This is a genomic window from Kineococcus endophyticus, from assembly GCF_040796495.1.
Lineage (GTDB): Bacteria > Actinomycetota > Actinomycetes > Actinomycetales > Kineococcaceae > Kineococcus > Kineococcus endophyticus.
In genome coordinates this window covers 1-22066 of the sequence record NZ_JBFNQN010000015.1, presented here as the reverse complement: position 1 = coordinate 22066, position 22066 = coordinate 1, and the positions used below count along the sequence as shown (strand labels likewise).

General features: G+C 74.4%; 21 protein-coding genes. 11 read left to right on the top strand and 10 right to left on the bottom strand.

Going from position 1 to position 22066, the window contains the following annotated elements; all coding sequences use genetic code 11:
• Positions 1 to 12: 12 nt before the first annotated feature.
• From AB1207_RS19745 to AB1207_RS19725, 5 genes are all read left to right on the top strand, one after another.
• Positions 13 to 2244 (top strand): serine hydrolase, encoded by a 2232-nt coding sequence (locus tag AB1207_RS19745; RefSeq protein ID WP_367640162.1) that lies wholly within the window; start codon positions 13 to 15, stop codon positions 2242 to 2244.
• 49 nt (positions 2245 to 2293) lie between these two features.
• Positions 2294 to 3517 (top strand): acetate/propionate family kinase, encoded by a 1224-nt coding sequence (locus AB1207_RS19740; RefSeq protein ID WP_367640352.1) that lies wholly within the window; start codon positions 2294 to 2296, stop codon positions 3515 to 3517.
• A gap of 42 nt (positions 3518 to 3559) precedes the next feature.
• Positions 3560 to 5671, top strand: a complete 2112-nt coding sequence (pta, locus tag AB1207_RS19735; protein ID WP_437178994.1) for a phosphate acetyltransferase — start codon at positions 3560 to 3562, stop codon at positions 5669 to 5671.
• Positions 5672 to 5859: 188 nt separating this feature from the next.
• Positions 5860 to 7572, top strand: coding sequence for a DEAD/DEAH box helicase (locus AB1207_RS19730; RefSeq protein WP_367640160.1), 1713 nt, complete (start codon positions 5860 to 5862; stop codon positions 7570 to 7572).
• Between the two features lie 126 nt (positions 7573 to 7698).
• The gene (locus AB1207_RS19725; protein ID WP_367640158.1) at positions 7699 to 8139 is read left to right on the top strand and encodes an OsmC family peroxiredoxin; all 441 of its coding nucleotides are present in this window, start codon (positions 7699 to 7701) and stop codon (positions 8137 to 8139) included.
• Positions 8140 to 8142: 3 nt separating this feature from the next.
• Here AB1207_RS19725 and AB1207_RS19720 read toward each other — a convergent pair whose 3' ends face one another.
• From AB1207_RS19720 to AB1207_RS19695, 6 genes are all read right to left on the bottom strand, one after another.
• Positions 8143 to 9501: a serine hydrolase domain-containing protein gene (locus tag AB1207_RS19720; protein WP_367640156.1), complete on the bottom strand. Its 1359-nt coding sequence runs from the start codon at positions 9499 to 9501 to the stop codon at positions 8143 to 8145.
• Positions 9502 to 9521: 20 nt separating this feature from the next.
• A complete protein-coding gene (locus AB1207_RS19715) occupies positions 9522 to 10421 on the bottom strand; it encodes a S66 peptidase family protein (protein ID WP_367640154.1) in 900 nt (299 codons plus the stop codon).
• A complete protein-coding gene (locus tag AB1207_RS19710) occupies positions 10418 to 11122 on the bottom strand; it encodes a lysophospholipid acyltransferase family protein (protein WP_367640152.1) in 705 nt (234 codons plus the stop codon). The genes AB1207_RS19715 and AB1207_RS19710 overlap by 4 nt, the downstream gene beginning before the upstream one ends.
• Positions 11119 to 11583 carry an anthrone oxygenase family protein gene (locus AB1207_RS19705; RefSeq protein WP_367640151.1) on the bottom strand — a complete coding sequence of 155 codons (465 nt, stop codon included), beginning with the start codon at positions 11581 to 11583 and terminating at the stop codon, positions 11119 to 11121. The genes AB1207_RS19710 and AB1207_RS19705 overlap by 4 nt, the downstream gene beginning before the upstream one ends.
• Before the next feature lie 53 nt (positions 11584 to 11636).
• Positions 11637 to 12533: an oxygenase MpaB family protein gene (locus AB1207_RS19700; RefSeq protein WP_367640149.1), complete on the bottom strand. Its 897-nt coding sequence runs from the start codon at positions 12531 to 12533 to the stop codon at positions 11637 to 11639.
• Between the two features lie 101 nt (positions 12534 to 12634).
• Positions 12635 to 13498 (bottom strand): NAD(P)H-binding protein, encoded by an 864-nt coding sequence (locus AB1207_RS19695; RefSeq protein WP_367640147.1) that lies wholly within the window; start codon positions 13496 to 13498, stop codon positions 12635 to 12637.
• Positions 13499 to 13582: 84 nt separating this feature from the next.
• Here AB1207_RS19695 and AB1207_RS19690 point away from each other — a divergent pair, with 84 nt between their 5' ends.
• Together AB1207_RS19690 and AB1207_RS19685 are read left to right on the top strand one after the other, a co-directional pair.
• On the top strand, positions 13583 to 13969 hold the full coding sequence (locus tag AB1207_RS19690) for a winged helix-turn-helix transcriptional regulator (RefSeq protein WP_367640146.1): 387 nt from the start codon (positions 13583 to 13585) through the stop codon (positions 13967 to 13969).
• A 47-nt stretch (positions 13970 to 14016) separates the two neighbouring features.
• Entirely contained in the window at positions 14017 to 14478 is a 462-nt protein-coding gene (locus tag AB1207_RS19685) for a hypothetical protein (protein ID WP_367640144.1), read from the top strand.
• A gap of 115 nt (positions 14479 to 14593) precedes the next feature.
• Here the strand turns inward: AB1207_RS19685 and AB1207_RS19680 are convergent, their stop codons facing one another.
• The gene (locus AB1207_RS19680) at positions 14594 to 15439 is read right to left on the bottom strand and encodes an SDR family oxidoreductase (protein WP_367640142.1); all 846 of its coding nucleotides are present in this window, start codon (positions 15437 to 15439) and stop codon (positions 14594 to 14596) included.
• A gap of 86 nt (positions 15440 to 15525) precedes the next feature.
• Here AB1207_RS19680 and AB1207_RS19675 point away from each other — a divergent pair, with 86 nt between their 5' ends.
• The 4 genes from AB1207_RS19675 to AB1207_RS19660 all read left to right on the top strand — a co-directional run bounded on the left by AB1207_RS19675 (position 15526) and on the right by AB1207_RS19660 (position 19207).
• Positions 15526 to 17229, top strand: a complete 1704-nt coding sequence (locus AB1207_RS19675) for a metallophosphoesterase (RefSeq protein WP_367640140.1) — start codon at positions 15526 to 15528, stop codon at positions 17227 to 17229.
• A complete protein-coding gene (locus tag AB1207_RS19670) occupies positions 17226 to 17495 on the top strand; it encodes a hypothetical protein (protein WP_367640139.1) in 270 nt (89 codons plus the stop codon). Before AB1207_RS19675 ends, AB1207_RS19670 begins: the two co-directional genes overlap by 4 nt.
• 96 nt (positions 17496 to 17591) lie before the next feature.
• A complete protein-coding gene (locus AB1207_RS19665; protein ID WP_367640137.1) occupies positions 17592 to 18212 on the top strand; it encodes a DUF47 domain-containing protein in 621 nt (206 codons plus the stop codon).
• 2 nt (positions 18213 to 18214) lie between these two features.
• A complete protein-coding gene (locus tag AB1207_RS19660) occupies positions 18215 to 19207 on the top strand; it encodes an inorganic phosphate transporter (protein WP_367640136.1) in 993 nt (330 codons plus the stop codon).
• A 106-nt stretch (positions 19208 to 19313) separates the two neighbouring features.
• Here the strand turns inward: AB1207_RS19660 and pstB are convergent, their stop codons facing one another.
• The 3 genes from pstB to pstC are packed head-to-tail and all read right to left on the bottom strand — an operon-like array spanning position 19314 to position 21992.
• Positions 19314 to 20090: a phosphate ABC transporter ATP-binding protein PstB gene (gene pstB / locus AB1207_RS19655; RefSeq protein ID WP_367640134.1), complete on the bottom strand. Its 777-nt coding sequence runs from the start codon at positions 20088 to 20090 to the stop codon at positions 19314 to 19316.
• Positions 20091 to 20100: 10 nt separating this feature from the next.
• Positions 20101 to 21009, bottom strand: coding sequence for a phosphate ABC transporter permease PstA (pstA, locus tag AB1207_RS19650; protein ID WP_367640132.1), 909 nt, complete (start codon positions 21007 to 21009; stop codon positions 20101 to 20103).
• Positions 21006 to 21992, bottom strand: coding sequence for a phosphate ABC transporter permease subunit PstC (gene pstC, locus AB1207_RS19645; protein WP_367640130.1), 987 nt, complete (start codon positions 21990 to 21992; stop codon positions 21006 to 21008). The genes pstA and pstC overlap by 4 nt, the downstream gene beginning before the upstream one ends.
• Between the last annotated feature and the right edge of the window lie 74 nt (positions 21993 to 22066).

The window sequence follows — 22066 nt, the reverse complement described above, 5'->3', positions numbered from 1 at the left end:
GGCTCGGTACCGATGACCTCTCCCAGCTCGGTCCTGACGCCGCCCGCGCCCGCCCGCACCCGCGACCCGCTGGTCGACGGTCTGCGGACCGTCGCGCTGGTCCGGGTGCTGCTGTGGCACGCGCTGGCGTGGGCCTGGCTGTCCTGGGTGTTCCCGGCCATGCCGGTGATGTTCTTCCTCGCGGGGTCGCTGCTCGCGACGAGCCTGGACCGCGGCGGCTGGGCGCGCACGGCCCTGCGGCGGGCGCGGCGGCTGCTCGTGCCGTTCTGGGTCTTCGGGGCGGCCGTCCTCGTCACGACGGCCCTCACCGCGCGACGCAGCGGCGAGGAGCTCGCCCTCGGCGACGCGTGGCGCTGGGCGCTGCCCCTGCTGCCACCGGTCGGGGCGGAAGGGCAGCAGGGCTGGCTGACCTCTCACCTCTGGTACGTCAGCGACTACCTGTGGCTCGTGGCCCTCGCGCCCGTCGTCGTCCGCTGCGCCCGCCGTCCCGTGCTCGCGTCCGTCGTCGCCTGCGCAGGGCTGGCCCTGCTGGAGCTCGGGCCGCGCGCGGGCCTGCCCACGCCGGTGGGGGCGCTGCGCACCGGCGTCGGGGACGCCCTCTGCTACGGCCTCTTCGCCGTGCTCGGGGCCGCCTGGGCCGGTGCCCGGGCGCTGCCGGGACGCGCCGTCCTCGCCGCCGTCGCCGTCACCGGGGTGGGCGGCGCGCTGGCCCTGACGACGGTGGTCCCGCTGGACCGGGGGTCGCTCAACTCCTCGTGGCTCCTGCTGGCGCTGGCCGCCCTCGGCTGGCTGGCGGCCCTCGGGCTCGTCGAGGGACCCCTGCGCCGCTGGTCGGCCCGCGGGGGAGCGGTCCTGCGGGGCGTGACGGCCCGTGCGGTGACGATCTACCTGTGGCACCCGGCCGCGATCGTGCTGACGCGCACCGCCGTCGACGAGGTCCGGCCGCCCGGCGGGGCGTGGACGGCGGTCCCGCTGGTCGTGACCGGCTCGGTGGTCCTGACCGCCGTCGCGGTCCTCGCCGTCGGCTGGGTCGAGGACGTCGCCGGCGGCCGCCCGCCCCGGTGGTGGCCCGTCCGAGGGGCCCGGCCCGCCCGGCCGGCGCTGCTGCTGCCCGCGGCGCTGGGGCCCGTCACCGCCGGCTGCCTCGCCCTGTCCGTCGCCTTCGCGGGCGGGCCCAGCCCGTCACTGCTGGCCATCCCCGGCCCCTCGGACCGCAGCGCCCTGGAGCAGTCCGCCTTCGACGCCGTCGCCGACCCGGACGTCGTGCTCCCCACCCGCGAGGCACCCCTGGCGGAGCTGCCCGCCGACGTCCTGCAACAGGCGCTGGACGACTGGGTGGCCCGCACCGACGGCATCGACGCCGCCAGCGTGGGCGTCGCCTCCGGGGCGGAGCGCTGGGACGCGGTGTGGGAGGGGACGAGCTCGGTCGCCCTCGGCACGGGACTGCCGGCCGGCGAACCGGTCCTCGCTGCGTCGCTGACCAAGGGCGTGACGGCCGCCCTCGTCCTGCAGGAGGCGACCCGCGGGACGATCGACCTCGACGCGCCCGTTCCCGACCTCGACGGCGTCCCGCCCGGGGTGCAGGTCACGCCCCGCCAGTTGCTGCACCACGCCGGCGGGCTGCCGCAGTACACGCAGACGCCGGGCTTCGACCCCGACCGGGTGTGGAGCCCGGTCGACCTGGTGGCGCTCGCCGTGCAGGCACCCCCGCTCTTCGCGCCGGGGGAGCAGGTCAGCTACTCCAACAGCGGGTTCCTCTGGCTCGGCCTGCTCCTGGAGCAGGTGACGGGACAGCCGTACGCCGACCTCGTCGCCGACCGCGTGGCGGGACCGCTGGGCCTCACGACGATGACCGTCGAGCAGCGCGAGGTCCCCGGCTGGGTGGGGTTCTCCTCCGGTGGCGTCGTCGCCTCCCCGGGCGACCTGGCCCGCTGGCAGGGCGCGCTGTTCTCCTCCGACCTCGTCCTGACCCCGCAGGCCCGCGCCGAGCTCGTCGACCTGCAGCCGCTGGGCAACGGCCTGGGCGTCTGGCCGTCCTGCCCGTGCGGCACGGACCCGGACGGCACGCGCTGGGCCATGGGCTGGGGGCAGTCCGTCAACGCGGGCGGGGCCTTCGCCCTGCCCGCCGAGCACGTGGCCGTCATGGGGTACCTGCAACCGGAGGGGGACCGGGCGCTGGAGGTCGCCCCCGACCTCGCCACCACCCTGGCGGGAGTGCTGCCGGGCCGTGTCGGGGGTGCGTGAGAGCCTTCCCGTGGCGGGGTGGGACAGGTCGTTCGAAGGGGGTCTCGTGGTGGGCAACGGGTCGGTCGTGGTGGTCAACTGCGGGAGCTCGTCGGTCAAGCTCGCGCTCGTGGACCCGGAGACGGGCGAGCGCGCCCTCAGCTGCCTGGGCGAGCGCATCGGCAGCCCCGACGCCGTCGTGCACATGACGACGACGTCGGGCGGGGAGTCCACGACGCGCACCATCACGCCCGCCGCGACGACGCACCGCGGCGCCCTGGCCCACGTCCTGCAGCGCCTGCTCGACCTCGACCTGCCGCCGCTGCTCGGCGTCGGGCACCGCGTCGTGCAGGGCGGGTCGGTCTTCCGCGGCTCCGTCCGCATCGACGACCGCGTCCTGGGGCAGATCCACGAGCTGTCGGCGCTGGCGCCCCTGCACAACCCGGCCAACGCCTCCGGCATCGAGGCCGCGCGCGCGGTCCTGCCCGACCTCGAGCACGTGGCCGTCTTCGACACCGCGTTCCACCAGACGATGCCCGAGGTGAACTACCGGTACGCGGTGCCCGCGCGCTGGTACGAGGAGTTCGGCGTCCGCCGCTACGGGATGCACGGCACGAGCCACCGGTTCGTCAGCCAGCGCGCCGCCCAGATCCTCACCGAGGCCGACGGCCGGGACCCGGCGACCCTCAAGACGGTCGTCGCGCACCTCGGGAACGGGTGCAGCGCAACGGCTGTCCTGGGCGGTCGGTCGGTCGACACGACCATGGGCCTGACGCCGCTGGAGGGCCTGGTCATGGGGACGCGCTCGGGCGACCTCGACCCGGCCGTCGTCGAGCTCGTCGCCGACCGCACGGGGGAGAGCGTCACCGAGATCGTCCGGCAGCTGAACTCCGCCTCCGGGCTGCTCGCGCTGTCGGGCCTGTCGAACGACGTCCGGACGCTGTCGGGCAAGGCCGCCGAGGGCCACGCCGGCGCGCGGCTCGCGCTCGACGTCTTCGTCCACCGCGCGGCCAAGCACGTCGCCGCCCTGACGGTCTCGCTCGGCGGGCTCGACGCCCTCGTCCTGACCGGTGGGATCGGGGAGAACGCGGTCAACGTGCGCTCGATGCTGCTGGCCCGCCTCGCCCACCTCGGCCTCGTCGAGGACCCCGCCGCCAACGCCGACCACGGCCGCGGGTCGACGCCGGTCGGGCGCATCACCGTGCCCGGGTCCGGTCCGCTGGCGATGGTCGTCCCGACCGACGAGGAACTGCTCATCGCCCGGGACACCGTCGCGCTCGTGAACCAGCACTGACCCCCGCGGGCCGGTCGGACCCTCGTGCGGGAGGGTGGGCGCATGGCCCGCGTGCTGCTCGTCGTCCCCACCGGTCACGGCGCCGGTCTCACCTCGACCTGCCTCGGGCTGGTGCGCGCGCTCGACGCACGGGGCGTGGACGTCGGGTTCCACAAACCGCTCGCGCAGTCGACGCGGTCGGGGGAACCGGACCGCTCGGTCGCCCTCGTCCGGTTGACCACGACGCTCGACCCGAGCGAGCCGATCGCCTCGGGCCACGTCGTGGAACGGCTCTCCCGCGGTGAGGTCGACGACCTCATGGAGGAGGTCGTGGCGGACGCCGAGACGGTCCTGGCCGCGCACGACGTCGTCGTCGTCGAGGGGCTGGCGCCCTCGGCCGACCAGGTGTTCTCCGGCCGGGTCAACCAGGCGCTCGCGACGGCCCTGGACGCCGACGTGCTGCTCGTCGGGTCCGCGGGTCTGCTCGGCGCCGAACCCGGTGCGCCCGAACGCATCGCGGAGGACATGGCCGTCACGGCGGGGACTTACCGCGCCGGGGAGGCCCTGCGCGTCGTGGGCGGGGTGGTGTCCCGCTGGCCCGTCGCCGGGGACCCCGAGACCGCCGTCGCGCGGGTCGCGGCGCTGCGGGGCGCGCTGGGGCACCACGAGATCCCGCTCGTCGGCGTCGTGCCGTTCCGCGGGGACCTCACGTGGCTGCGGGTGCGCGACCTCGTCCACGACCTCGACCACGAGCTCGACATGGAGGTCCTGACCCACGGCGACCAGGGCCGGCGCATCAAGGAGGTCGTCGTCGCGGCGCAGGCCGTGCCCGGGATGCTGCCGCTCCTGCGCGAGGGCCGGCTCATCCTCGTCCCCGGCGACCGGCACGACGTCGTCATGGCCACCTGCCTGGCCGCGCTCAACGGCACCCGGCTCGCCGGGCTGCTGCTGACGGCCGGGGTCGGCATGGACCCGCGGGTGGGGGAGCTGACCGCCGCGGCCGCCGCGACCGGGCTGCCGATCCTGCGCTCGGCCCGCAGCACGTACGCCACCGCGACGGCCGTGAACCGCCTCGACCCCGAGGTCCCCGCGGACGACGCCGAGCGGGCGCTCGCGCTCGCCGCGACCGTCGCGGACGCCCTGGACCCGGGCTGGCTGGCGCAGCTGCCGACGGCGGCGCACCGCCCGCGGCTCTCGCCCGCCGCCTTCCGTCGGCGTCTGACGACGCTGGCGGCCGAACGGGTGCAGCGCATCGTCCTGCCCGAGGGCACCGAACCCCGCACCGTCCAGGCGGCCGCGATCTGCGCCCAGCGCGGCATCGCCCGGCCCGTGCTGCTCGGCGCGCCCGACGAGGTCGCCGCCGTCGCCGCGGGCCTCGGGCTGACCCTGCCCGACGGCGTCGAGGTGCTCGACCCGGCCGACCTCGTCGAGCAGTACGTCGACGTGCTCGTGGAGGCCCGCAAGCACAAGGGCCTGCAGCCGGACGTGGCCCGCGACTCCCTCGCCGACCCGATCTGGCTGGGCACCACGATGCTGCAGGCCGGGGACGTCGACGGCCTCGTCGCCGGGGCCGTCCACACGACCGCCGCCACCGTCCGCCCTGCGCTGCAGGTGATCCGGACCAAGCCCGGTGCCCGGCTGGTGTCCAGCGTGTTCTTCATGTGCCTGCCCGACGACGTCGTGATCTACGGCGACTGCGCCGTGAACCCCGACCCCGGTCCGGAGGACCTCGCCGACATCGCCCTGCAGTCGGCGTCCTCGGCCCGCGCGTTCGGGATCGAGCCGAGGGTGGCGATGATCAGCTTCTCCACCGGGTCCTCGGGGTCGGGGTCGAGCGTGGACAAGGTGGCCGAGGCGACCCGCATCGCCCGCGAGCGCGACCCGGACCTCGTCATCGACGGTCCGCTGCAGTACGACGCCGCCGCGGTGGCGTCGGTGGCCGCGTCGAAGGCGCCGGACTCGCCCGTCGCCGGCCGCGCCACGGTGTTCGTCTTCCCGGACCTCAACACGGGCAACACGACCTACAAGGCGGTGCAGCGCAACGCAGGCGTCATCTCGGTGGGCCCGATGCTGCAGGGGCTCGCGAAGCCCGTCAACGACCTGTCGCGCGGTGCGCTCGTGGACGACATCGTCTACACGATCGCCCTCACGGCGATCCAGGCGTCCCGGGGCTGAGCGCGCGCGGGAAGAAGGCGGGGCCGAGGCCTGTTACCCTTGAGGCGACGGTGTCGATGCCGTCCACTCAGCGGGCGAGCCGCCCGCGAGGTCGCTTGAGTCTCATCCCTCAGCATCAGTGCGCTTTCGCGTGTCCTGGGGGCGGACCGCCGTGCGGCCGACGAGCCCCACGTGGAGTTCAGTACCCCATGCCCCAGTACGACGACCGTTCGTACCGTTCCTCCCGCCCCCGCAACGACGAGGGTGGTTACCAGCGCCGCGATTCCCGCGCCTACACCGACCGCTACGAGCGGTCCGACCGCGGTGAGCGCTCCTTCGACCGTGACGACCGCCCCCGCGGCGGTGGCGGCTACTCCCGCGACGAGCGTCCCCGGTCCTCCGGTGGCTACCAGGGCCGCAGCGGCGGCAACGGGGGCGGCTACCAGGGCCGCAGCGGCGGTTCCGGCGGCGGCCGCTTCGGTGGTGCCCGTCGCAACGGCCCGCCGCGCAGCCCCCGCTCCTTCGCCCCGTCCGCGACCGAGCAGGCGCTCACCGCGGCCGAGGGCATCGAGGTCGTCGACGCGACCTTCTCCGAGCTCGGCCTGCCCGACGAGCTCGTCGCGGCCCTCGAGCGTCGCGGGATGACCGCGCCGTTCGCCATCCAGCAGCGCGTGCTGCCCGACGGCATCGCCGGCCGCGACATCCTCGGCCGCGCCCGCACCGGGTCCGGCAAGACGCTGGGCTTCGGCCTGCCGATGCTGGCCCGCCTGGCCCAGCAGAAGCGCGCCCGCATCACCGGCGCCCCCCGCGGTCTGGTCCTCGTGCCGACCCGCGAGCTCGCCATGCAGGTGGCCGACGCGCTGCGCCCCCTCGGTGACTCCCTCGACCTGCGGCTGTCCGTGGTCGTCGGCGGTGTCCCGTACGGCCGCCAGATCGCGGCGCTCCAGCGCGGGATCGACGTCCTCATCGCGACCCCCGGTCGCCTCGTGGACCTCATCGAGCGCGACGCCGTCTCGCTGGCCGAGGTCGACGTGGCCGTCCTCGACGAGGCCGACCACATGGCCGACCTGGGCTTCCTGCCCAACGTGCGCTCGATCATCGAGGGCACCAAGCAGGGCGGTCAGCGGATGTTCTTCTCGGCCACGCTGGACCGCGGTGTCGAGGCCCTCGTGACGGACTTCCTCACGGACCCGGCCTTCCACGCCGTCCCGGCCGACCCCGAGGACGTCGGGCACATGGAGCACCGCGTGTTCGCCGTGCGCCCGCACGACAAGCTCTCGATCCTCACCGAGATCAGCCAGCGTCCGGCGCGCTCGATCTTCTTCGTGCGCACCAAGCTCGGCGCCCAGCGCCTGGCCGACCAGCTGCGCGAGGCGGGCGCCCCCGCCGAGGCGATCCACGGTGACCTGCGCCAGTCGCAGCGTTCCAAGGCGATCGACGCCTTCTCGGCCGGGGAGACCCGCGTCCTGGTGGCCACCGACGTCGCGGCGCGCGGCATCCACGTCGACGACGTCGACCTGGTCGTGCACGTCGACCCGCCGAACGACCACAAGGACTACCTGCACCGCTCGGGCCGCACGGCCCGCGCCGGCGCCAAGGGCACGGTCCTCGCGATCGCTCTGCCCGACCAGGTCCGCCGCTACGGCTGGCTGCACCGCGACGCCGGTGTCAGCGCCAACGCCGTGGAGAACGTCCTGGCCGGTGACGACACGGTCCGCGAGGTCGCCGAGTCCGGTGAGCCCGTCGTGATCAAGCCGCGTCGCACGACCGAGAACCGCGAGGGCCGTGGCCCGCGTCGCGGTGGCCCGCGTCGTGACGGCTTCCGCGGTGGTCCCCGTCGTGACGGGGGCTTCCGCGGCCCGCGCCGCGACGGCGGTGAGGGCTCCCGCGGCCCGCGCCGCGAGAGCGCCCCGCGCGACTGACCGACTGACCCGGAGGGGGCGGTGAGCTTCGGCTCACCGCCCCCTCCGGCGTTCCCGTCCGGTGGCGGCGGGGGCCGGGGGTGGCGAGGATGAGTCCGCAACAACCATCCAGACCGTGGAGGACGCATGCCCACCCGCACCGCACGCACCGCTTGGACCGGCACCCTGGAGCAGGGCTCGGGCCAGGTCGAGCTGTCCAGCTCCAAGGTCGGCACCTACGACGTCTCGTTCCCCAAGCGGGCCGCGGACGACGCCGGCGGCACGACGAGCCCCGAGGAGCTCATCGCGGCCGCGCACTCCTCCTGCTACGCGATGCAGTTCTCGGCGCTGCTGGCCGAGGCCGGCGGGACGCCGGAGAACCTCGAGGTCGTCGCCGACGTCTCCCTCGGGCCGGACTCCGCGGGCGGGTTCAAGCTCACGGGCATCGCCCTGAAGGTGACCGGTGAGGTCAGCGGGATCGACGCCGACACCTTCGCCAAGACCGCCCAGGCCGCCAAGGAGACGTGCCCCGTCTCCAAGGCGCTGACGGGGGTGGAGATCACGCTCGAGGCGTCGCTGGACTCCTGAGGCTCACGGCGCGAAGCGGTCCAGCGGCACCATCGTCACGCCGCTGGACCCTCGCAGCGTCGGGGTCCCGTCCGCGTGCCGCCCGCGGGTCCACGTCTCGGCGTAGCAGCCGAACCCGCCGTCGTGGCTCACGCGCAGGGAGTCGGCGTCGACGACTTCGAGGGCCGTGGCGGAGGACGTCGGATCGGTCGCGTCGGTGCTCAGCGCCAGCAGGCGGTTCCCCGCCCGGACGACGTCGACGACTCCCCACAGGTTCGCCCACCGACCGCAGAACGGTGCGGGGTCAGCGGCCGGTTCCTCCTGCGACCAGTGCTTGCGCAGCAGGTCGACGAGCTTGACGGCCCCGAGGGCGAACTCGGTCGCCGGGCCGTCGATGCAGTTCGTCAGGACGGTGACGGCGAGGCCGTCGGCGGGGTCGACGACGCTCTTGGTGATGTGGCCCGGGAAACCCCCGGAGTGACCGACGAGCCGCCGCTCCCCGCAGGGCTGACCGATGAACCCCAGCCCGTAGGTCACGTCCTCGTCGGCCGTCCACTCCGCGCGCAGCGCCAGTCGCCGGGAGTGTTCCGACAAGGGACCGGGCCGGCCGGGGACGTGGCTGGTGAACCAGGCGGTGAGGTCCTCGGCGGTGGAGCAGAAGCCCGTCGCGGCCGCCATGTCCGCGGTCGACGGCTGGCGCAACCGTCGGCGCGGTCCGGTCGCCGCGGCCGAGTACCCCGTCGCGAGCTCACCGGCGGCGGGCAGGTCGGACGTGGTGCGGGACAGGGCGAGTGGGGACGTCAGCGTCGCCAGGTGGTCCCGGTAGGACGTCCCGGTGACGGCCTCGACGACGAGGCCGAGCAGCGAGTACCCGATGTTGGAGTACTTGAACCGCGAGGACCGGGGGATCAGGGAACCGCCGCGCTCGACCGCACCCCGCAACCCGTCGGCGTCGAGGAACTCACCCTCCAGCTGCCAGAAGTCGCCGTCCACCCCGTCGCGCGTGACGCCCGCGGCGTGGCCGAGCAGTTCCCGCAGCGTCGCCCGGCCCAGTTCGGCGTCGGCTGCCGCCACCCACGGGAGGTGCTGGGCCAGGGTGTCGTCCAGCCGCAGGCGCTCCTCGTCGGCGAGCGCCAGCACCGCCACGGCGGTGAACGTCTTGGAGTGGGACGCGACGCGGAAGACGTGCTCGGTCCGCAGGGGCACCCCGTGCTCGACGTCGGCCCAGCCGTGGGCGCTGGAGTGCACGAGGTCCCCGTCGAACCGCACGGCGAACTGGACTCCGGGGACCTGCAACCGTTCGCGGCGGAACGCCATCCAGCGCGCGGCGACGTCGGCGGCGGCCGCGACCGTCGCGCGGCTGGTCGGGGGAGGGGTCGGCACCGCTCCACCGTAGACGCCGGTCACCGGACGAGGGGCTGCACCACGAGCCGGCCCGCGTCGGCGTCCAGGACGGCCGGCACCCCCAGGGGCACCGGCACGGGGTCGTCGAGGTGCCCGGTCGGGATCCCGCCGAGGAGGGGGACGCCCAGGTCGTCGAGCAGGTCGTGCAGGGTGTCCAGCACCGTCCACCCGCGGTCGGTGAACCCGGTGAACTCCTCGAAGCTGCCGAGGACGACGCCGGCGACCCCGTCGAGGGCTCCGGACAGGCGCAGCTGGGTGAGGGCCCGGTCGACCATGCCCAGCCCGGCGGCGCGGTTCGCCTCCACCAGCAGGAGGCAGCCGTCCCAGGAGACGTCCGTGACGCCCACCGTGCGGGCGAGCAGTTCGAGGTTGCCGCCGACCAGGTCGCCGCTCGCGGTGCCCGTCGTCGTGAGGTCGGCGGAGAGGGCGGTGGGGTCGGAGTGCACCGTCGTGGTCGCCGCCCCCAGGAGCTGGTCGCGCACGAGGTCCGCGTGCTCGCCGTGCGCGGCGCCGTGGACGACCGGGACACCGGCACGGCGCCAGACCTGGTGCAGCGCAGTGATGTCGCTGTACCCGACGAGCGGTTTCGGGTCCCCCGCCAGGAGCTCCCGGTCGACCCCGTTCACGAGGCGGAGTGCTCCGCAGCCACCGCGCGAGGCGACGAGCGCACGGACCCCGGGGTCCCGCAGCGCGTCGTGGAGGTCCGCCAGGCGGTCGGCGACGGTGCCCGCCATGTACCCGCGACGGTCCTCCGCGTGCGCGCTCAGCTCGGGGCGCAGGCCCCACGACTCAAGGACCGTCAGCAGGTCGTCGAGGTGGCGACGTTCCTCGGGCCAGCTGCTGGGGGACAGGACGACGACCCGGTCGCCCGGGACCAGGCGCGGCGGCAGGGAGGTCACCCCCGGGCCGCCGGCCGTGCGGTCGTCTGCCCGGCGTGGACGTCGACGTACTCCTGCCCGGAGAGCCGGGCCACGGCCGCCTGCACCTCGTCCGTGATGGCCCGCAGCACCTCCGGGTCCGTGCTGCGGCCGCGGTGGTGCGAGAAGTCCAGTGGCTCCCCGAACACGACTCCGACGCGGCGCAGGCGCGGCAGCCGCGTGCGCCGGAACAGCAGGTCCGTCCCCACGAGAGCCACCGGGACGACCGGCTGACCGGAGGCCAGGGCGATGCGGGCCACCCCGGTGCGGCCCCGGTGCAGACGGCCGTCGGGGGAGCGGGTGCCCTCGGGGAAGATGCCGAAGCAGCGGCCCTGCGCGAGCGCCTCGACCGCGGCGTCGATGCCCGCCTGCGAGGCGCGGCCACCGGCGCGGTCCACCGGGACCATGCCCACACCCCGGACGAACCAGCTGACGGCGCGGCCGCGCAGGCCGCGGCCCGTGAAGAGGTCCGCGCGGGCCACGAAGGAGATCCGGCGGGGCAGGACGACCGGCAGGAGGACCGGGTCCATCATCGACAGGTGGTTGGCCGCCAGGAGGGCCGGGCCCGACGCGGGGACGTTCTCCAGACCGACCACCCGGGGCCGGTACAGCGCGCGGCACAGGGGGCCGACGACCACGTCCGTCATGAGCCGGTAGAGGTCCACCCGTCCGTCCGCGGTCATGCGCGCCGGGCGGCCACGGCCGCGACGCCGGCGGCGGCGGCCAGCACGCGGCGGACCCGGTGGCTGCGCTCCCAGCGGGCGCGCGCGGCTGCCCAGCCCGGCGCGGGGTCGTCGAAGGGCCGCCACTGCCGCACCAGGGCGTTGACGGGTTCGTTGACGCGCAGGGTCACCGCGACCGACGCGCCGACGCAGAGCGCCGCGGCCGACCGGCAGACGGCCGCGCGGCGGTCGTGGTCGCGGGCCGCGACCACGGTGGCCGCGACCGCGAGGACGCCGGCGGCCTGGTACACGGGCGGCGCCACCCGCCGCATGACCCGGTCGACGCGCTGCTGGCCGCGCAGCCAGGTCTCCCACCCGTCGCCGTCGCGCAGGCGGGAGGTCGGGTCGACCGCGACGAGGAGCACGAGGGCGGCCGTGGTGCCGAGGTGCGCGTGCTCGACGAGGCTGCCGACGGACGTCATGGGGTCACCCTCCCGCGGTCCGGCCGCGGTGTCGACGGCCGCCGGGGCCGTCGTCAGGGGGCGGCGGTCGTCCGGCGTTCGGCCAGGCGGGCGTGCGGCCAGAGCGCGACGCGTTGCGGCAGCAGCGGTCTCGCGGCGGTCGTGGTCGCGCCCAGGGCCCGGGCGGCCGCGCGGCGGGCCGGCGTGCGGGGAATGCCGTAGGCGAGCGCCAGGTCGGGCGGCAGCAGGTCGGCCGTCACCGCCCGCGCCGCGGCCGCCGCTCCCGGCAGCGGCGGGGCGGTGCGCTGGGTGAGGATGTCGTGGCCGATGCGCCGGGCGTCGTCGGTGACGACCAGGCCGCGGACGGTCTCGCGCACGTACTCGTCGAACTCCGCGACGGTGTCCGGCAGGACGCGGTCGGGGACGGCGAACATCCGCGCGAAGGGTTTGGACTCCTGCCAGTGCCGTTCCCGCTCGGCGGGGGTCAGGCGCAGGCCGACGTAGCGCTCGGTCACCCGTCGGGCCGTCCAGACGAGCGTGGCGTGGACCCACAGCGCCAGGTCGGGGTCGTTGGCGCGGTAGGGGGTGCCGGCGGGCGTGCCGGGAACGGCGGCCCGGGTCGTGCCGCGGACGGGGGCGTGGGCGCGGCCGACGTGCCGGGCGGAGGCGTGCGCCTGCTCGGTGTCCCCGAACGTCACCGTCAGCGCGGCCTGCAGGGTGCCGACGAGGCGACGGGCCGGGCCGTCGGCGTACCGGCTGTGGACGGCCACGCCCTCGCCGACGAGCGGGTGGGCGATCTGCATCAGGATCGCCGCCGGCCCGCCGAGCACGGTGACGCGCTCGCCCGTCACCCGGCGGAACTGCGGGCCCGGGCAGACGCCCGGGTCACCCGGGACGCCCGGGCCGGGGGCGGGTGGGAAGAGCGCACTCAGCGGTACCCGTGGTGTCCGCCGCCCGTTCTCCGTCCGCACCCGCCCCATCCTGCGTCACCCGCCTGGAGAACACTCCTTCCGCCCCTGGTCGAGCCCGAGAGGGGCGGGAGGAGTACCTCCCGCCGGGAGGTGTGACCGCGTCAGGACGCGGTGTGCGCGGCGGCGACGGCGTCGCGGAGGGTGGACGCGGGCCGCCCGACGAGGTCGGCGAGGTCGGTGCTGTCGGTGTGCAGGTCGCCGTTCGCGATGGAGGCGTCGAGCGCGGCGACGAACCCGGCGGTGCCGGCGTCCAGGCCGTGGCCCTCGAGCGTGCGCTGGTACTCCTCGCCGGAGACGTCGCGGGAGACGACGGTGGTGCCGGTGACCTCGGTGACGGTCGCGGCGAGGTCGGTGAAGGTGAACGTCTCGCCCGCGAGCTCGTAGGTGCCCCGGCCCTCGTCGTCGGCGAGCAGTGCGACCGCCGCGGCGGCGGCGTAGTCGGCGCGGCTCGCGGCGCTGATGCGACCGTCGTGGGTGGCTCCGAGGACTTCACCGGTGCCGAGGTACTGGCCGAGGTTGGCCGTGTAGTTCTCGTAGTACCAGCTGTTGCGCAGCAGGACGTGCGGCAGACCGGAGGCGCGGATGACCTCCTCGGTGGCCTTGTGCTCGGGCGCCAGCGGGCTCGCGGACGTGTCCGCGCGCAGCAGCGAGGTGTAGACGAGGCGCTGGACGCCGGCCGCCCCCGCGGCCTCGACGACGTTGGTGTGCTGGGCGACGCGCTGGCCGACCTCGCTGCCGGAGACGAGCAGGAGGCGGTCGACTCCGGCGAGGGCGGCGTCGAGGGAGGCGCGGTCGGAGTAGTCCCCCGCGCGGACGACGACACCGCGCGCTGCGAGGTCCTCGGCCTTGGCGGGGGTGCGGACGACGGCGACGACGTCGGACGGGGTGACCCCGCGCTCGAGGAGGGCCTCGACGGCGAGGCGGCCCAGCTGGCCGGTGGCGGCGGTGACGGCGTAGGTGGTCATGTCGGTCTCCTGAGGTGAGTGCTGTGCGGATCGCTGACACTAACTATTCTGCAGTGCTCTCTGTTCCCGCGGTACCCTGGTGCCGTGGACGACGCCCCGGACGGACCAGCGCAGGACCTCGTCGCGGACGTCTTCGCCCGCGACTGCACGTCCCGCGCGGCCTTCGAGTCCGTCACCGCCAAGTGGGCCTCCCTCGTCCTGCTGGCCCTGGGGGAGGGGGCGTTCCGCTTCAACGCGTTGCGGCGCAAGGTGGACGGGGTCAGCGAGAAGATGCTCGCGCAGACGCTGCAGTCCCTGGAGCGCGACGGCATGGTGACCCGCGAGGTCGTCACCGCGATCCCGCCGCGCGTGGAGTACGAACTGACCCCGCTGGGCGCGCAGATCGCCGACCGCCTGCGCGGCCTGGCCGACCTCCTCGAAGCGTCGGCGGCCGACGTCGAGGCGGCGCGGCGCGAGCACGCCGACCGCTGACGCACCGTGTCCCGGAACGGCGCGCGCTGCGGCCTCGTTGGCCCGGTGTGGAACCGCTGACGCTCGCCCGCACCCTGTCCGTCGTCAACACCGCCCTCGCCGGGGTGGGGGTCCTGGCGGCCCAGGCCGCCTACGACGATCCGCGGCGCCTCCGGCGGACCGCGACGTGGGGCGGACTCGGCCTCGCCCTCGGCGCCGCCCTGACCGCCTCGGACGCGCTGTGGACCCGGGCGACGCGGGACCGCACCGCCTCGCCCGAGGACGACCACGCGGACGACGTCGTGCTCGCCGCGCCGGAGACGGCGCTCCTCCTCGGGCACCTGGGCGTCGCGGCGGCCACGACGCCGCTGTGGCTGGTCGGCCGGCGGGTGCCGGCGCGGCTGCGGGCCCGGGGGGTGCAGCGGCCCAACCTGCTGCTGGGCGTCCCGCTCGGCCTCGGGTACGCCGCGCTCGTCGCCGGCGTCGAGCGGACCTACGCGCGCGAGCGCACCGCCGCCCTCACCTCCTGACCCCCGCCGCCCGACCCCGTCCCTCGTGGAAGACACTCTTTCCGCCCTCGACACGCCGTCTCGGAGGGCGGAAAGAGTGTTTTCCACGCGGGACCGGGGCCCCGGCGAAGGGGGGTCAGGGGCGGCGCCAGGCGTCCTCGCGCAGGTGCGAGCCGGCCATCGGGCCCATCTGCAGCATCCCGCCGTCGACGGCGTAGGACGACCCCGTCACGTAGGAGGCCTCGGGGGAGCACAGGAACGCGACGACGGCGGCCACCTCGCGCGCGTCGCCGGGCCGCCCCAGCGGGACGCCCGGGCGGTGCTGCGTGTGCGGGTCGACGTCCTCCAGCCCCGTCATGGGCGTCGCGATCTCCCCGGGGGCGACGGCGTTGACGGTGATGCCGTGCTCGGCCAGCTCCAGGGCGGCGGTCCGCGTCAGCAGGCCCAGGCCGCCCTTGGCGGCGCAGTAGGCGCCCGATCCCACGCGTGGCTGGTGCTCGTGCACGCTCGTCACGTTGACGACGCGACCACCCCGGCCCGCCGCGACCATCCGCCGCGCCGCGCGCTGCAGCAGCAGGAAGGGCCCGTCGAGGTCGACGGACACCACGTCGCGCCAGTCCTGCCACGGCAGGTCCAGCAGCAGCGAGGACGTCCCCACGCCCGCGTCGTTGACGAGGACCTCCAGCCCGCCGAGCTCGTCGGCCACCGCGTCGACGACGTCCGCCGCGCCGGGCAGCTCGCGCAGGTCGAGGTGGTGCACGACGGCCCGCCGGCCCAGGGCGCGGACCTGCCCGGCCGTCGCCTCGCCGGCCGCCTCGTCGCGGAACCACGTCACGCCGACGTCGTGGCCGCGGCGCGCGAGCTCGACGGCCACGGCGCGGCCGATGCCGGACTCCGATCCCGTGACGAGGGCCGGGCCGGGGGAGCCGGTCGGAGCGGGTGAGCGCAGGTCGCGGAAGGGGCCGGTGGTGGGATCGGTCATGCTCCACCCGTACCCCGAACGCCGTGCCGTCACGCCCGCAACCCCGTCGGCGGCGCGGACGCGCGGTCTGCGCGAAGATCGTGGTGATGTCCGCCAGGATCCGCCCACCCGCGCTGCGGCTGCCGCGCCCCTCGCCGGCCCGCCGCGCCGCCTGGGCGCGCTTCGCGGCGCGTCCGGTGCCGCGCTTCGCCCGCCGGCACCTGCTGCCCTGGATCGCGGTCCTGCTGGTCACCGCGGCCGGGGCGGGGGTCGGCTTCGCGCTCGCCCCCGGGTCCAGCACGTACGTCGGCCCGCTGCAGACGGAGGTGCGGGTCCGGCCGAGCCTGTCGCCCGGCGTCGAGGTGGACCTCCCGCCCGTCGGGAAGGTCACGTTCGACACCCACCGCGCGCCGATCGTGGTGACGGCGAACATCGAGAGCGTCGACGTCGACGCCGCCGCGCGCCTGGTCCGCTCGCCCCAGCAGCTGCTGGCCCTCGAGCTCACCGCGGCCGACACCGTCCGCGCGGCCACCGTCCGGGCGGCCACGTACAGCCTGCTGTGCGGGTTCGGCGGGGCGCTGCTCGCGGCCGTCGTCGTCTTCCGCGGCCGCCGTCGCACCCTGCAGACGGGCGCGACGCTGCTCGTCGTCGTCGTGGCGACCGGCACGGGGACGTGGGCGACGTTCGACCCGTCCGCGCTGCGGCAGCCGAGGTTCACCGGCCTGCTCTCGCGCGCCCCGTACGTCGTGTCGAGCACGCAGAACGCCCTCGACCGGCTGGAGAGCTACCGCAGCGGCCTGTCCGACATCGTCCGCAGCGTCTCCACGCTCTACGCCGCCGCGGCGAACCTGCCCGTCCTGGGGGACACGCAGACGGGCACGAGCGGGCTGGGGGCGGACGTCACCACCGTCCTGCACGTCTCCGACCTGCACCTCAACCCGCTCGGCTACGACCTCACCGACAACCTCGTCGAGCAGTTCCGGGTCCAGGCCGTCGTCGACACCGGCGACACCACGACGTGGGGTACCGCCGCGGAGTCCAGCTACCTCGGCCGCATCCGCGGGCTCGGCGTCCCGTACGTCTGGGTGCGGGGCAACCACGACTCCACGCAGACCCAGGCGGAGGTCGCCGGGCAGGGCGCGATCGTCCTGGACCAGGGGTCCACCGCCGAGGTCGCCGGGCTCGTCCTGGCGGGCCAGGGCGACCCCGTCTTCACCCCCGACGGAGAGGGCGAGCGCGCCAGCGGCAGCGCCGAGCAGGTGCAGGAGCAGGCCAACGAGGTCCTCGCCGACGGCATCGAGCGGTGGGAGGACGCCAACCCCGACAAGCCCGTCGACGCCGCCCTCGTCCACGACCCCAGTGGTCTGCAGCCGCTGCTGGGCCGGGTCCCGCTCGTGCTGGCCGGGCACCTGCACAAGCGGTCCGTCACCCTCGACGGCTCCGGGACGCGGATCATGGTCGAGGGCACGACGGGTGGGGCCGGGGTCACGTCGGCCGGCCTCAACCGCCTCGCCGACGGCGCCCCGCTGCCCCTGTCGGCGACGCTGCTGTACTTCGGGCGCACCGGGGACCTGAAGGGCAAGCTGCTGGCCTACGACGAGGTGACCGTCGGCGGGCTCGGCCTGGCCGAGGTCAACCTGCAGCGGACCGTCCTCACCGCCGAGGACCGGCCGCCGCTGAGCGTCCCCAGCCCCTCGGCCACGTCGGGGACCGCGACGACGACGACCACGACCGGGCCGACCGGGCCGATCGTGCCCACGCCCACCGAGTCGCCCACGACGCTCTCGCCGACGGGCACTCCGGGCGGGTGAGCGTGCCCGAAGCCGCCCCGGCCCGCACGGGTGCGGCGTACGGTGGGCTCATCATGACGAACCAGGAACCGGAACCCGCTCCCGCGGCGGGCCGCGGCGTCCTGCCCGCAGCGCGGTCGGCCGCGGCGCTGACCGACACCGTCATGGCCGAGGAGATCGAGCTCTACACCGACGTCGTCGTCGCCGCGTCGGAGAGCGACGGACCCCTGCCGGAGGGTGAGCTCGACCGCGTCCTGGGCGTCGAGGGGACCCCCGCTCCGGACTGAGCGACGCGGGCGGTGTCGGGACTGCGTCCCGCGACCGCCTAGAGTCGCCGGTCGGGTCGTGTGCTCGGCCCGAGGCCGACACCTGTGGAGCTTGGCGTGCGTTTCCGACTGACCCCCCAGGACAACTCGTTCTTCGAGCTGTTCGCCGGAACCGGCCGGATCCTCGTCGAGGCCACGACCGTCCTCACCGAGGCCATCGGCAGCGACCCCGCGCGCCGCGTCGAGCTCGGCGCCGTCATGGAGGAGATCGAGCACCGCGGGGACGAGGCCGCCCACGCGGTCCTGCGCCGGGTCAACTCCTCCTTCGTCACCCCCTTCGACCGCGAGGACATCTACCAGCTGACCTCCCGGCTCGACGACTGCCTCGACCTCATGCAGGCCGCCGTCGACCTGATGGTGCTCTACAAGGTCGCCGAGCTGCCCAGCGCTGTCGGCGAGATCGTCCAGGTCCTCGCCCGCCAGGCCGAGCTGACGGCCGAGGCCATGCCGCGGCTGCGCTCGCTGCCGGACCTGTCCGACTACTGGGTCGAGATCAACCGCCTGGAGAACCAGGCCGACCAGATCCACCGGCGGCTGCTCGCCGAGCTCTTCGACGGCGGCTACGACGCCATCGCGATCATGAAGCACAAGGAGATCGTCGAGACGCTCGAGAACGCCGCCGACGCGTTCGAGCACGTCGCGCACACGGTGGAGACGATCGCGGTCAAGGAGTCCTGAGCGTGGAGCTCGCCCTCGTCCTCGTCGTCATCGTCGTCGCCCTGACCTTCGACTTCACCAACGGCTTCCACGACGCCGCCAACGCCATCGCGACGTCGGTCTCCACCCGCGCCCTCACCCCGCGCATCGCCCTCGGCATGGCCGCGCTGTTCAACCTGCTCGGCGCCTTCCTCGGCACCGGGGTCGCGACCACCATCGGCTCGGGCATCGTCGACGTCGGCCTCGGACAGCACGGGATGGTCGTCGTCCTCGCCGCCCTCTTCGGGGCCATCGGCTGGAACCTGCTCACGTGGCGCCTCGGGCTGCCCTCCTCCAGCTCGCACGCCCTCATCGGGGCGCTCGCGGGCGCGGGCATCGCCTCCAGCACGACGGTGCACTGGGCGGTCATCCTCGACAAGGTGATCGTGCCGATGATCGTCTCGCCGCTCACCGGGTTCGTCCTCGGCTACCTCGTCATGGTCGCCATCCTCTGGGGCGTGCGGAAGAAGGCCCCCGCGCCGACCCACCGCCGCTTCCGGATGCTGCAGACGGTCTCGGCCGCGGCGATGGCCCTCGGCCACGGCCTGCAGGACGCGCAGAAGACGATGGGCGTCATCGTCCTCGCGCTCGTCGCCGGCGGCTTCCACACGGGGGAGTCGATCCCGTGGTGGGTGAAGCTGTCCGCGGCCCTGGCCATCAGCGCCGGCACCTACTCCGGCGGCTGGCGCATCATGCGCACCCTGGGCCGCCGGATCATCCACCTCGACCCGGCCCGCGGCTTCGCGGCCGAGTCGGTCTCGGCGGTCGTCCTGTACGTCGCGGCGCTCGGCTTCCACGCGCCGATCTCGACGACGCACACGATCTCGTCGGCGATCATGGGCGTCGGCGCGACCAAGCGGCTCTCGGCCGTCCGTTGGGGCGTGGCGCGCTCGATGGTGGGGGCGTGGGTCCTGACCCTGCCGGCCGCCGGCCTCGTCGCCGCGGCCTTCTACTTCGTCTTCCGCCTGTTCCTCTGACCCTCGCGCCTCCCCGTGGGGAGACGCGAGGGGGGACCGTCGACGCACCGGGCTCGCAGGTCGAGCCGGTTGCGTCGACGATCCCCCCTGAGCGGAGCGGGACCGGTCAGCCGAAGCGGCCGGAGATGTAGTCCTCGGTCGCCTTCTGCTTGGGGTTGCTGAAGATCGTCGCGGTGTCGTCGATCTCGATGAGGCGACCCGGCTTGCCCGTCGCGGCGAGGTTGAAGAACGCCGTCTTGTCGCTGACGCGCGCGGCCTGCTGCATGTTGTGGGTCACGATGACGATCGTGAACGAGCTCTTCAGCTCACCGATGAGGTCCTCGATGGCGAGGGTCGAGATCGGGTCCAGGGCCGAGCACGGCTCGTCCATGAGCAGGACCTGCGGCTGCACCGCGATCGCGCGGGCGATGCAGAGCCGCTGCTGCTGACCACCGGACAGGCCCGCGCCGGGCTTGTCGAGGCGGTCCTTGACCTCGTTCCACAGGTTCGCCCCGCGCAGGGACTTCTCGACGGCCTCGGTGAGGACCTTCTTGCTCCGCACGCCGTTGAGGCGCATGCCGGCCGCGACGTTGTCGAAGATCGACATCGTCGGGAACGGGTTCGGGCGCTGGAACACCATGCCGACGGTCCGGCGGACGTTCACCGGGTCCATCTTGGAGGAGTAGAGGTCGTCGTCGTCGAGCATGACGCTGCCCTCGACGCGACCGCCGGGGATGACCTCGTGCATGCGGTTCAGCGTCCGCAGGAAGGTCGACTTGCCGCAGCCGGACGGGCCGATGAAGGCCGTCACGGAGCGGGGCTCCACGGTCATGGACACGTCCTCGACGGCCTTGAAGCTGCCGTAGTAGACGTTGAGGTCCTTGACCTCGATGCGCTTGGCCACGGGATCTCCCTTACTTCTTGAGCGAGCTGAAGCGGGCGATGGCCCGACCGGCGATGTTGAGCACCAGCACGATGAGCACCAGTGTGAGGGCGGCGGCCCAGACGCGTTCCACCGCCGGTTCGAGCGCCTGCTGGCGGTCGTTGTTGATCATCAGGGGCAGCGCCGCCATGTTCCCGCCGAACAGGTCCATGTTGATCGACTGGGTGTATCCCACGAGGATCAGCAGGGGGGCCGTCTCGCCCATGATGCGGGCCAGGCCCAGCAGCACCCCGGTGAGGATCCCCGAGAAGGCGGTCGGCAGGACGATGCGGACGATCGTCTTCCACTTCGGGACGCCGAGGGCGTAGGACGCCTCGCGCAGCTCGTTCGGGACGAGCTTGAGCATCTCCTCGGTGGAGCGGACGACGACCGGGACCATCAGCAGCACCAGGGCGAGCGAGACGGCGAAGCCGGACCGGTCGAAGCCGAGCGTCGTGATCCAGAACGCGTAGATGAAGAGCGCGGCGACGATCGAGGGCAGCCCCGAGAGGATGTCCACGGTGAAGCTCACGACGCGGGCGATCCGGCTGGCGCCGTACTCGACGAGCAGGATCGCGCTCATGATGCCGAGCGGGACCGCGATGACGGCCGTCGCCAGCGCCTGCAGCAGCGTCCCGACGATGGCGTGGTACGCGCCGCCGCCGACGATGCGCGGGGTGATGCCGCGCTGGGAGTTCAGCCACCACGTGGAGTCGACGAGGAGCGAGGCGCCCCTCTCGATGACGGTCCACAGGATCCAGACGAGCGGGATGACCGCGATGACGAAGGCCAGCACCACCACGACGGTGGCGATCGAGTTGCGGACCTTGCGGCCGCCCTGCCCGCGGGAGTCGGCCAGCGCCGCCGGAAGCTCGCGCTCGGGGGTCTGCACGGCGCTCATGCGAAGGCCTTCCGACGGTTGATGACGATGCGGGCCAGGGCGTTGACCACGAAGGTCAGGACGAACAGCACGAGACCGGCGGCGATGTAGGCGCCCGTGGACTCGGGGTTGTTGAACTCCGCGGCGTTGTTGGCGATCTTCGAGGCGAAGGTCTCACCGCCCTGCAGCCAGGAGGCGAAGAACCCGGCGCCCGGCGCGACGGAGGAGACGATGATCGTGATGGCGATCGTCTCGCCGAGCGCGCGGCCGAGGCCCAGCATGGCGGCGGAGATGACACCGGCGCGGCCGAACGGCAGCACGGCGGTGCGGATCATCTCCCACTTGGTGGCGCCGAGGGCGAGGGCGCCCTCCTTGTTCGCCGCCGGGGTCTGCGCGAAGACCTCGCGCGACATGGCGGTGATGATCGGCAGGACCATGACGGCCAGCACGATGCCGGCGATGAACACCGTGCCGGTGCTGACCGGGCCGGCGAACAGCGGGAACCACCCGAGCACGTCGTTGAGGAACGTCTGCAGCCCCGTCAGGTGCGGGGCGAAGACCTGGATGCCCCAGAGGCCGTAGACGATCGAGGGGATCGCGGCGAGCAGGTCGATGACCGTCGCGGCCGGCCGGGCCAGCCACTTCGGGGCGTACTGCGTGAGGAAGAGCGCGTTGGCGACGCCGAGGGGCACCGCGATGATCATGGCGATGACCGAGATGGAGACCGTCGTCCAGAGGATCTGCAGGATCCCGAACCGCAGGTTGCCCGCGGAGGTCTGCCACTCGGTCGAGGTCAGGAAGTTGACCTTGTCGTCCAGGACCGAGGGGACGGCGCTGATCGCGAGGAACACCCCCGTGAAGACGACGATGACGATGACGATGACGCCGGCGAGACCGGCGCCGCCACCGAAGAGGGTGTCACCGAGGCGGCGCCGGCCACGGGCGTTGTCGCCCGACGGGCCCGGCCCCTGCTCGACGGCCGAGCGGCCGGTGATCGAGGACATCGTGCTCCTGCACTGTGCGAGAGGCGGACATGCGGGGGGAGGGGGTGAACCGAGGGGGGGGGGGCCCCCGCGGG